The organism is Clostridium paraputrificum AGR2156, from assembly GCF_000424025.1.
In the GTDB taxonomy this organism is placed as follows: Bacteria; Bacillota; Clostridia; order Clostridiales; family Clostridiaceae; genus Clostridium; species Clostridium paraputrificum.
In genome coordinates this window covers 211030-222297 of sequence record NZ_AUJC01000006.1, presented here as the reverse complement: position 1 = coordinate 222297, position 11268 = coordinate 211030, and the positions used below count along the sequence as shown (strand labels likewise).

Annotated in this window: 12 protein-coding genes; 8 read left to right on the top strand and 4 right to left on the bottom strand. The window is 27.7% G+C overall.

Going from position 1 to position 11268, the window contains the following annotated elements:
- The 6 genes from G594_RS18595 to G594_RS0107885 form a co-directional block, all read left to right on the top strand.
- Positions 1 to 1698: glycoside hydrolase family 18 protein (locus tag G594_RS18595; RefSeq protein ID WP_034866125.1), on the top strand; the 1698-nt coding region annotated here is incomplete at its 5' end.
- An 819-nt stretch (positions 1699 to 2517) separates the two neighbouring features.
- Positions 2518 to 2661, top strand: coding sequence for a DUF6440 family protein (locus tag G594_RS20310; RefSeq protein WP_167539555.1), 144 nt, complete (start codon positions 2518 to 2520; stop codon positions 2659 to 2661).
- 49 nt (positions 2662 to 2710) lie between these two features.
- Positions 2711 to 3289 (top strand): hypothetical protein, encoded by a 579-nt coding sequence (locus tag G594_RS0107900; RefSeq protein WP_027098087.1) that lies wholly within the window; start codon positions 2711 to 2713, stop codon positions 3287 to 3289.
- A gap of 431 nt (positions 3290 to 3720) precedes the next feature.
- Positions 3721 to 4206 (top strand): TraB/GumN family protein, encoded by a 486-nt coding sequence (locus G594_RS0107895; protein ID WP_027098086.1) that lies wholly within the window; start codon positions 3721 to 3723, stop codon positions 4204 to 4206.
- A 221-nt stretch (positions 4207 to 4427) separates the two neighbouring features.
- On the top strand, positions 4428 to 4898 hold the full coding sequence (locus G594_RS0107890; protein ID WP_034866123.1) for a hypothetical protein: 471 nt from the start codon (positions 4428 to 4430) through the stop codon (positions 4896 to 4898).
- 186 nt (positions 4899 to 5084) lie between these two features.
- The gene (locus G594_RS0107885; protein ID WP_155849296.1) at positions 5085 to 5495 is read left to right on the top strand and encodes a hypothetical protein; all 411 of its coding nucleotides are present in this window, start codon (positions 5085 to 5087) and stop codon (positions 5493 to 5495) included.
- A 704-nt stretch (positions 5496 to 6199) separates the two neighbouring features.
- On the opposite strand, the gene G594_RS20630 is transcribed toward G594_RS0107885, so the two are convergent.
- The 4 genes from G594_RS20630 to G594_RS0107860 all read right to left on the bottom strand — a co-directional run bounded on the left by G594_RS20630 (position 6200) and on the right by G594_RS0107860 (position 9654).
- Positions 6200 to 6919 (bottom strand): GntR family transcriptional regulator, encoded by a 720-nt coding sequence (locus G594_RS20630; RefSeq protein WP_027098082.1) that lies wholly within the window; start codon positions 6917 to 6919, stop codon positions 6200 to 6202.
- A gap of 94 nt (positions 6920 to 7013) precedes the next feature.
- Complete coding sequence (locus G594_RS0107870) at positions 7014 to 8324, bottom strand: PTS sugar transporter subunit IIC (protein ID WP_027098081.1); 1311 nt, start codon at positions 8322 to 8324, stop codon at positions 7014 to 7016.
- A gap of 16 nt (positions 8325 to 8340) precedes the next feature.
- The gene (locus G594_RS0107865; protein ID WP_027098080.1) at positions 8341 to 9267 is read right to left on the bottom strand and encodes a DUF7916 family protein; all 927 of its coding nucleotides are present in this window, start codon (positions 9265 to 9267) and stop codon (positions 8341 to 8343) included.
- 69 nt (positions 9268 to 9336) lie between these two features.
- Entirely contained in the window at positions 9337 to 9654 is a 318-nt protein-coding gene (locus G594_RS0107860; protein ID WP_027098079.1) for a PTS sugar transporter subunit IIB, read from the bottom strand.
- A 296-nt stretch (positions 9655 to 9950) separates the two neighbouring features.
- On the opposite strand from G594_RS0107860, the gene G594_RS0107855 reads away from it, so the two are divergent.
- Entirely contained in the window at positions 9951 to 10385 is a 435-nt protein-coding gene (locus G594_RS0107855; protein WP_027098078.1) for a hypothetical protein, read from the top strand.
- 333 nt (positions 10386 to 10718) lie between these two features.
- On the top strand, positions 10719 to 11228 hold the full coding sequence (locus tag G594_RS0107845; protein ID WP_027098077.1) for a hypothetical protein: 510 nt from the start codon (positions 10719 to 10721) through the stop codon (positions 11226 to 11228).
- Positions 11229 to 11268 lie beyond the last annotated feature (40 nt).

Sequence of the window (11268 nt, the reverse complement as noted above, 5' to 3'; positions counted from 1 at the left end):
TGGTCTATTTGGGGAGGACAAGGTAATTTCTATCCAAAGGATATACCAGCAGATAAATTAACACATTTAAATTTTGCTTTTATGGATTTTAATGCTTCAGGTGAGTTGATTTATTGTGATAAAGATGCAGCTATAGGACATCCGTTAGGAAACGCAGGTGTAACTTATGGTGATGTTAATGGTGGTATCTTAAATGCATTCCAAGTATTAAGAGCAGAAAATCCTAACTTAAAGATAGGTGTATCTTTAGGTGGATGGTCTAAGTCTGGAGATTTCTCAACAATAGCTGCAAATGCTTCAACAAGAGCTAAGTTTGTAGAAAACGTTATGAAGTTTATTAAGTATACAAATATGGATTTTGTTGATTTAGACTGGGAATATCCTGGTGAGTATAGAGAGTCTGATAAAGCTGACAATACAAACGATGAAGGAACACCAAATGCAAGTCCACAAGACAAGGATAATTACATCTTGTTATTACAAGATTTAAAGAATGCCTTAAATAAACAAGGTAAAGAGCTTGGAAAAACTTATGAATTATCTGTAGCATTACCAGCAGGAGTATCTAAAATAGAGGCTGGTATAGATGTTGATAAGTTATTTGATATAGTAGATTTTGCTAATATAATGACTTATGATATGGCAGGAGCTTGGAGTACAACAAGTGGTCATCAAACTGCATTATATGCTAATCCTAATGCTCCAGAAGAGTATAAAGGGTTTTCAGTAGATGAATGTGTTAATTATTATATATCTCAAGGTGCAGAAAGACAAAAAATAGTTATTGGAGCAGCATATTATACACGTGGATGGGAACAAGTTTCAGATAAGGGCGTTGACCCAAATAATCCAGGACTTTTTGGAGAAGCTGCAGTAGTTAATAAGAATGCAGACCTTACACCAACACCAGGAGCACTTAATGAAGCTCCATTGAAGAATGGTGAAGGTGGAAGAGCTGGTGGAGTATGGGGATACAATGCCCTAGATAAGTTAAAGGCTAAGTACACTGGATTAAAAGAGTACTGGGATGATAGCGCTAAGGCTCCATATTTATATAACCCAGAAACAGGTGCATTCTTTACTTACGATAATGTAAGGTCAATTCAAGAAAAAGCTAAGTATGTTAAAGAAAATAATCTTGGTGGTATGATTGCTTGGATGGCATCACAAGATGCAACTACAACTTCTACTAAGAGAGATGAATTAACAAATGCTACTAAGGAAGCTCTGTTTGGAAAAGAAGATTTACCTAAGTATGAAGTAAAATATAATAATAATGATATAAGTTGTACAGTAACTCCAGGAACTCAATCATGGGGAACAGGAGGCGTTTTAAAGATGTATATAACTAATAATGAAAAGCTAAGTGAGTCAGGTGAAGTATTGTCAAGTGTAGAAGTAGCAGCAAAAACGGTTAAGAATATGAAAGTTTATATTAAGACTGATGGGGTAGCTATTACAGGGTCACAATATCCAGCAGGACCAGTTTCAAAAGTAGGAGATTATTATGTTGTAGATTTTGGAGAAGTATATGATGGTAAGCTTATGAAACCAGGTACAACTTTTAATTTTGAGTTGAATCTTGATAAAGCTATTGAAGATACTAGTAGCATTATAAGTGTTGAAGTATCGCAAAGAATGTATCAAACATCTCCTGAAATTATGAGACAAACAATTTGGGAGAACACAAATTTATAATAGTACAGTATTAATCTAAAAAAGGTAGTGAGTTGATTCACTATCTTTTTTAAAATTATTAAAAAGATAAAATATAAAAGTGAAAGCATCTATTAGCTGTATTATTAATTTGCGCAGCATTTTTAGTATATTTCATTGTAATAAATCCATTTGGCGAACATGATATAATGCTTGCACTAGCTGTTACAGCAGGTTTTATTGCATTGGGAGATAATAAAGTTGGAAAAGATAAATCCTAGTTTTTTTAAAAATGTATAGATCAGTTATAAAATTTAAATTAGCTACAACTTAAAGGTATTATTATAATTTCATATTAAAAAATATAAAATCAAGGATAATAATTTTATAATTTCCTTATCTTTAGTATGAGTGGGGGGATATTTGTTTCCATGTGACTTGGAGCGTAGCGACGGAACAAATAAAATAAATATCCACTCCACCTTTTTTATTTCAAGCAGTTGAAGAGTCTGAATAGCCTTTTGGAAAAACTGATGTAAAAATAACACTACTTAATGATAGAAAGAAAAAAGTAGAAACTTTAATGTAGGAGATATTTACAAATTATTGTTAATACTCTATTTTTAGTATATTATTATATCTGAAATGGAGGTTTGATTTATATGAAGCATAAATTTTTGGGACAAGTAACTAATTTTTTTGTATTTATATTAGGGGGAATTTTATTATTGATTTTATAAATTAATAAGTATTTAAAAATTAGTGTTTATATAAAGTCTTAAAGGACCATATAAGTAAGTAGATTGTTAGAAAGAGCTTAGGAGATTCTAATCTTTTTTATTTTAGATAAAATCTAATAATATGGGAGATAGTTGTAATAAAGAAGAACAGTCATTAGGTTTTTGCGTTTGTGTATTATATATTGTTGTTAATACTCAGATAGGTGTTAATTACTTAATAAGTGTTGGAAATAGCGTTAAAGCAATGACTCCATTATTAGATTAAGAGGGGAAGTAGTAGTTGATAGATAAATAAGAATTTGGGAGGAAATTTTATGAAATTATATCATTATTCAGTAGATTCGTATAATGGTGATAAAAGTTTAAAAAATGATTTTGCAGGACATTATAGGTTTGTGGAACCTTTTATTTTGGCTCTAAGAGAAAATATTTCAGTATTTAAAGCAACTTATTATGCATGTATGTATTTTTCTCGTGAACTTTGCGATTTAAAATTGAGAAAACATGAGAACTTTAGAAAAGATGCTGTTGAAGCAATATTTGAATATGTAAGACAAACAGAGTTTGCTGAACATTCATGTAGCAGATTAAACTGTGTTTATTATTGTGATTCCAAACAAGAGGCTATCCAATATGCACTTGATGATTGCATCAACTGTGGTGATTTTACTAAGGAACAAGTAAAACTATTAGAAGTTGAAGTTCAAGAAAATAGGATATTTCGCTATGACCAGAATATCTATAATAGGGCAATAAACGTTATGAAAGAAAATGATTTTGAAGGAGTATTTGCTTTGGCTAGAGCTTACTTTAAGTTTGAAAGAACTGAAGAATCACTTATAGAAATTCTTTGTGATAGCCAAAACACCGTGTTGCAGATTATTGAGTATTAAAACACATAGTTTGAGTAGCATACAAATTCAGCTTATTATCTGATTGTAAGTAAGAAGGCTAGTAGCCATAATACGAATAAACTAAAATTGTAAATTCCATTAGATTTTGAGTAAGAATCCTTAATATATTACTAAGATAAAATTAAATATAAATTAGTAAGAATACCGTACTATTCAAATTGAATATGCGGTATTTTTATATACAAATACTAAGATGGTACAAGCTATTTATATATTGTGAACTAAACGATATTTGAAAATTGAATAATACAGTACTTACAAAAAATGTTATTATATATGTGTATTTAATTAGCTAATAATAGTATTAAAATTAAAGTTCAGGGGTGAAATTTTTACACTTACTGATTTTGAAGTGTGAATTATTTTGTGAGTCAAATAAATAGTAGGTAAATATTATGGAGGAGCAGAAAATGAAAAAGAAAGTGAACGTTTTATTTGTTATTGCAATTTCTATTTTAATTTGCATAGTAATTTCAGTTATACCAAAAGTAAAAATGTATTCACATAGATACAAATGTAAACAAGAGTTATATAAAGTTAAGACAACAATAGATACAACTGATGTTACTTTTAAAGCATTAGAACTATTTGAAAATGATCTTGAGAATAATGAAATTTTTATTGCTGGAGAATCTCATGGTTCTGTAAAATCTATTGATATGAATCTATATCTATTGAAATATTTTGTAGAAAGAGGAAATGTTAAATATATATTATATGAAGATGGTTATGCTAGTGCGCAGTATTTAAATATTTACTTAGATACTGGAGATGAATCAATACTGGAAGATTTATTTTATAAAATAAGAGGAACTATGAGTTACACCATGGAAAACTATAATTTTTTGAAAGGTGTCTATGAGTATAATGTAACATTAGAAGAAGAAAAAAATTAAGGTTTATTGGTATAGATAAAGAAAATCCACTTGTAGCAATAAAGTACATTAGGTCATTACTTCCAACAGCTGAACCTACAGACGATATAACAGAAGAATTTATTTCTGTAATAAAAGAGCTTTCTAAAAGTACCTATATTGATAAATCAAAAGAAGCAATTCAGTTATTAAGTGATGGAGAAAAAGAAATAGAAAAATACTTAGGGAAACACTATTTTGACTTGACATTTACATTGAAAAATTTAGCTGTTAGTGAAGGTCAATTAGATAGAGAGGATTTGTTGATTAATAATTTTATTGAATTATATGAGTACTTGCCTAAAGGAAAATTCTTTGGTCAATTTGGAGGTGCCCATACTAATCTAAGTCCTAATACAAAATCATTAGCAGCATATTTACAAAATAATTATGAAAAAACAAAGGATAAGGTTATTAGTATAAACTATGAATATAACAATAGTCATAGTTACATACCACAAGGATTGAATGTAGACTCTAAATTAACTGAGCGTATAGATTCATATTTCTTTCCAGATGATAAGTCCACTGTTTTATTAAAATTAAACTATGAAGATAGCGTTTATAATAAAAAGGACATTTATTTAAATGATAACAATCCACAAATAGAATATTTTCAATACATAATACTAATTAGTGATTCTCAAGCTGCTAATAAGTATTATATGAATTAAATATTAATTATTTTAAATATCGCAGTATTCAAATTGAATATGCGATATTTTTTGTAGATAATATGTAGAAAGTGAGAGCTAAGTGTTCTTTGAAAATTGAATAGTACGGTATTTACAAAATATGCTATAATAGACTCATAAGTATGATTTGATCTGGATAAATTGGAGTTTAAAGGAAAGATATATATGAAAAAAATATTATTAATTATATCTATTTTTATACTGTGTCTGCTAATATTAACAGGTTGCTTAAACATGAAATCTCAACCAGCTACAGATAAATCTTCAAATGATCTACCTGAATTAAATAGAGATTACGCATATTTGCGTGTGGAAGTAATTTCAAAAGATCCTGCAACCAAAATGATTCAAGTTAAAATTGTTGATTTTGGTTCTGTTTCTGGTGTAAACATAGGGGATGTTCCAGTAGGCTCAGAAGGTAAATTAGATTGCTCAGGTTTATTCACAATTGGAGGAATTAAAGAAGGTGCTGAATGGATTGTCTCATATAAAGATGAAAAACAAAGCAATTTGCCTTTGTATATATACTCCATAGAAAATATAGATTATTTTAATGAACGGTTATTGAAAAAATAAAATACCTAGTAGAATTCTCATAAATATATCTTCATTATTAATCGGAATCCTATGGATTGATATAAGAAAAACTTAAAGTAAACTGAAATTTGAAGCTCATTATATGGTATAATTGATTTGTAATTGACTATGCTGTTTAACAATATAAAGGAGAGTTATTGTGATTTTATTGTTTTCTCTTGGGTGTATTATTGCAACGATATTTATTGTTTACAACATTATGTGCTACAAAAATAAAAAAACTATTTATATGTTAAGTGATAAGTATGCTATTCTAAATTCTCATTATTATACTATACAATTAATTTTGGGATTATGTAATTCATTCTTATTACTTATTTTTTACATTACATGGTATATATTTAGTAAAAATGAATTCTTATTTATTATTTTGACTCCAATAATTTTTTGGGGATTAAACTACATTTTAGGATTTTATTCTAGAAAAAAAGGATATATAGGTGATAAAGAAGAATCATAATAATTAAGAAAATAAAAATATATTTATAGAAATACCGTACTATTTAATGTTGAATATGCGGTATTTTTTAGTGTGCTATTCTAAGATAATACGAAGTATTTAAATAACAAGATCCAGTGCTCCATAGCACTGGATCTTGTTATTTACTAAAGATAATTTTTAATAAAAAAGAGTTTATTCTTCAGAATCTATTTTTTATCTCGAAACATTAAGTTTCTTAAAATTAGTTCTTAATAAAGTTGGTATAAGTATATCTTTCTGTTACAATATGCTTTATAGAAATAAGTATAATTTCGTTATTTGAATCATAAAACTTTTTTTTAACACATAATAAGGGATGATTAATTTCTATATCTAATTTATTACTTAATTCTTGTGATGCAGACTCGATTATATAATTTTCTTCTACTCTATTTATCTTTATCTCCATTTTATCTAGCAGATCATCAATACTATTAACTTCTAAAGAACTTTTATCAATACTATTAAATTTATTATCTAAAAAGTAATAATCTACTAAAATTGATTTTTTATCGTTTATTATTACTAAGTATTGCATAAGTAAAGCTTTCATTTCTTCAGCTAAACTTGTTATATCTTTATCAAAAATTGACGTCATCCCAAACATAATTAATATATATTCATATAAATTATAATATAGCTTTTCTAATATGTTTCTCTCATCAACTTCAATAAATGAATTTGAGGATACTTTTTTTAAATCTGATACAAAAGATCCTTTTCCTTGTAATCGATATATAAAGCCGTCTTTTTCTAATTCAGCCATTGCAAGCCTCACTGTTGTTCTGCTAACAGAGTACATATCACAAATTTCTTTTTCTGATGGTATTTTATCATTTTCCTTCATATTTTCTTTAATTTGTTTTTTTAAAGTTTTAACTAATTGAAGATATAAAGGAAGTTTATTTTCACTACTAAGCAAACTCAGCACCTCTACTTAATTTATTATAATATCAATATTATTTGTTTGTATATTTAAAATGAGGGGATAAATAATCCCCCCCATTTATTATAGCTTATAAATCTATATCATCCAAATTAAAACTATCTACATCATTAGTTTTATTTTGTTCCATTAAAAGTTTAGATCTATCGTCTATTTTAAAGAATGGATAGTAAATTAATACATCTATTGCTATGGTTATGATTTGTATTATTGCACCACTTATGGAACCCCCTGTTGCCAAATATCCTGCGATAATTGGAGGGGTAGTCCATGGAATTACAGCTCCAATTGGTTTGTGTACAAATCCAAAATCCATTGCAAAATACGTAATAATAGCTGTAATAACAGGTGCTAAGATAAAAGGTATAACCATTTTTAAGTTCATTATAATAGGATTACCAAATAATACTGGTTCGGCAATTTGAAAACTTACTGGAGCTAAGGACATTTTCCCTAATGCTTTATTTTCTTTACTCTTTGACTTAAAGAATAGCAATAGTGCTAAAGCAAAAAGACATCCAGCCCCTCCCATAAATACAAAGTTATATAAAAATTCATATGTTATAATATTTGGTAATTCTTGTCCAGCCTGATATGCTATACGATTAATATCAGAATTCTGAAGAAGTAGAGGTTCTATTATAGGCGCAGTAACTTGAGCTCCATGAATACCAAACATCCAGAAAAAACACTGTACAAATATAACAAATATTATTCCTGGAAGTGTACTACCTAATACACCTAATAATGCTCCAATTGTATCTGCTATTAAATCATGAATATTATCAATTCCAAATGCATTAAGCCCTAATAATACTAGTAACCAAAAAACTATAACTGCTAATCCTGGTATAATGGATGAAAATGCTTTACTTACATTTGGTGGAACTGAGTCTGGCATTTTGATCATAATATTACGAACAACAAACCATCTGAAAACTTCTGTACTTATTATTGCAACAAATATTCCAACGAAAAGCCCTGAACTTCCCAAGTATTTTATTGGGAATCCTGTCCCAGATTCACCTGTTATAACTGGTGTTAATAATATAAATGAAGAAAGAGATATTAATCCTGCTGATATTGTATTTAATTTATAATAGTTTGCTAAATTATAAGCAGCTGTAAAAGTTACGGCAAATCCCAATATTCCAAAAGTAGCATCACTAGCCTTATTTAAAATTGCCTGTAAACCTATTGAGTTTAAAAAATCAGTAAATGGTTTATATGGAAATTGTGCAATTAACATAAATATAGAACCAATTATAATTAATGGCATAACGGTAGTCATAGCATCTCTTAATGCAATCAAATGTCTTTGCGACGTAAATTTACCAGCAAAAATTTGGATTTTACTTTCAAAACTGGCTTTATTCCTCATTAATCTCACCTCATAATCAACGAATATTAGACCTGGATAACATTATTAGTTGATGTCTTCTTCCTCTGATAGCTTGTCCTAATGCAAATATGTTTTCTGGTAAACATATCCCATTAAATGAATCTCCTATATGTTGTAAATCAGCTCCACAAGCTTTTGATACTAAACCAATTTTTTTAATTGTTTCAATATCAGCAGAATCTTGACTAGTACCATTAGCAGTCATAACTAAAATTTTATCTTCAATTGATTTGCCTTTATTAAATTCTTTTACTAAAGTTACAATTTCATATAAATCTTTTTCTCTAAAATATGGAACTGTATATGGTGCTGGAACTAGTAGTATATCGATTCCTTCGTTTATAAATTCCTTAGCAATATCAACATTCATAACTGGTTCATCAACACCTGCTCCATGCATTTTACCTGCAATAATTAATCCGCTATAATATTTTTTTGCCATTTTTATAGACTCTTTAATTGCTGAGTTAGATACTCCTGTTCCTGGATTTCCTGTCAAGCATATAAAACTAAAACCATACTTATCTGCTAGTTCTAACGTCTTAGGGGATACTATACGACCAATTGAAATTTCTGAACGATTTTCATTCATTTTTGCATTATAGTCAACTGGTTCTAGATTAATACCAATAGGTCTTGCTATTGCTTGTTTTACCCAAGTAATTTGTTCATCTGTTTTTATATTATTAGGTACACCTGCTATTTTAGGTTCAAATAAATCTAAGGCATTGAACATTATTAAATCAGCTCCAGCAGCTCTTTCAATTTCAGCGTTAGTAACTCCATTTAGAAAGCATCCTCCAGTTGGAACGTTTTCTGCCATTATAGTTCTTCCTTCTGATGCTAAAATACTTTGTTTTAAATCAATTGGAGATACATTTAAAAAATCTTGTCCTCCATAATCTAGTAGTCTTTTTTTCATTTTATCACTCCTAATAAATACTATAATTATAAAAATGTTTAAACAAATACCTATTTTATTTAATGTCATCTATTTATTACTTTGTTTATATAAAGAGATTGCAGACTTTAATACCTTTTCTCCATCCATTTTTCCATAATCAATCATGTTAATAGCCATAATTGGTATTGGACTATATTTCTTTATAGTTTCATCTAATAAATATCTAACTTGTGGACCAAGCAGTATACAATCTGGATTTTCAGTTTTTACAATATCATCCATAACAGATATTGAAAAAGCTTTAATTTCAACTTTTAAGTTATTTTCATTGGCGCAATTTTGCATCTTTTTTGCAAGCATACTTGTGGACATACCTGCACTACAAAACAAGTAAAATTTTTTCATTTTTTATCTTCCTTTCTAATGTATATATTTGAACTTGTTATAACAAGTTCGGATTTATATTTTTTATTATAATCGTTTTCAGGTCTTTGTCAACGAATTTTTTGTTAAATTATTATATTTTATTACAAATATATCAAGTTTGTTTGTAGAAATCCTTCTACTTGTTATAACAATAATGCTATAAAAATGGAAGGGATATTAAGTGATTATATCAAGGAAATATAAAAAATATAGCTTTAAAATATTCAAATTACAGGTTAGTTTGTTTATAATTACCAGGTAGAGGGGGTGATATATTGAAGAATAAGTCCAAACTTATTTTGATGGGAATAGTATTCATAATTCTATTTGGATATATTTTTTATCAGAATTATAAAATTAATAATTATAAAGAAAACTTATCAAGAATTACAAGACAGCATATTCAAAAGTTTGCTACTACTGCTGGAAATATAGAAAATGATAAAAACTATTTGCAAGAGTATGCAAGTATTGTTACTGCACAAGAGGCATATATTGCATTAAATGAATATAAAGGTGTTCCTTCAGATGAGTGGCCTACAAGTATTGAATATTTATTTATTCAGATAAAGGAAGTTATGCTTAATAATAAAGAAAAATTAAAAAAAGTATTTAAAGAAGAAAATGGATCTGAATTGATGTTTAGGATATCAAATAACTTTAAAGATAAAGATTCTATTAAGAAAGTAATTGAGTTATTAAATAATTAAGTTTAGCGTTAAGTTTATTATAGATTTATATAATGGGAGAGTTAAAATGATATTTTGTGTGTTACTTATTGGTATTATATGTATAGTACTTTTGGTGAATAATGTGATTTCTATTCTATATAAGATTAGAGATAATAAGAATAATACATCAGCAAATATATTTATTTGTTGTATAGCATTAATATACCTATGGCTTAGTATAATATTTTTATCAAGTATATAATCTACATATGAGATAAGAAAAGAAAGAGTATAATTTTACAAAGGTATAAAATTAGAAATTTAATAAATAATTTTAGGAAGTTAATAGGTGTTGAAGGGAGCTCTGCTAATATGAAAAAGATAAAAAAAGTTTTAATTGTTATATTATTAATTAGTATAGGAATATTAGCATTTTATTTTATTCCCGTGAGAATAACACCAAAGGTTCCATTAACAAGTGAAGATATTAGTATAAAAGTTGAAAGAACTAGCGGAAATACTGGGCCAGTTTTTAAAGTAGATAAAGATAAAAATAGACTAAAGAATATATTAAAAGAAAAGTATCCTGATAAACATATAGAACCATATTATATTGAATTAATAGGGAACTTGCCATACGGAGTAGTAAATGACCCAATATTATTGGGGGACTTTGTAGTGCATGGTAGGATTATTTCTCCAGATGGAGGAGAGGAAAAAAGTACAATAATTGATGTTAAATACACAGATGCAAGAATTTCAAGATTTTTTAGAGATGACTTACAAAATAGTGGAGAATATGCAACACTAACAGTAGTTATTGCATTTATAGTTGCATTAGCATCTGCAATTATGTTAATTATTATATTTATAAATCCTTAAGACTTAATGAAAGTTTATTATAGCAAATTTAAGTTTATAG

What these genes read in the sequence shown, in the direction of transcription:
- G594_RS20310 (WP_167539555.1), top strand. Translation starts at nt 2,518, where the DNA reads ATGGGAGATAGTTGTAATAAAGAAGAACAGTCATTAGGTTTTTGCGTT.
- G594_RS0107900 (WP_027098087.1), top strand. Translation starts at nt 2,711, where the DNA reads ATGAAATTATATCATTATTCAGTAGATTCGTATAATGGTGATAAAAGT.
- G594_RS0107895 (WP_027098086.1), top strand. Translation starts at nt 3,721, where the DNA reads ATGAAAAAGAAAGTGAACGTTTTATTTGTTATTGCAATTTCTATTTTA.
- G594_RS0107885 (WP_155849296.1), top strand. Translation starts at nt 5,085, where the DNA reads ATGAAAAAAATATTATTAATTATATCTATTTTTATACTGTGTCTGCTA.
- G594_RS0107870 (WP_027098081.1), bottom strand. Translation starts at nt 8,324, where the DNA reads ATGAGGAATAAAGCCAGTTTTGAAAGTAAAATCCAAATTTTTGCTGGT.
- G594_RS0107865 (WP_027098080.1), bottom strand. Translation starts at nt 9,267, where the DNA reads ATGAAAAAAAGACTACTAGATTATGGAGGACAAGATTTTTTAAATGTA.
- G594_RS0107860 (WP_027098079.1), bottom strand. Translation starts at nt 9,654, where the DNA reads ATGAAAAAATTTTACTTGTTTTGTAGTGCAGGTATGTCCACAAGTATG.
- G594_RS0107845 (WP_027098077.1), top strand. Translation starts at nt 10,719, where the DNA reads ATGAAAAAGATAAAAAAAGTTTTAATTGTTATATTATTAATTAGTATA.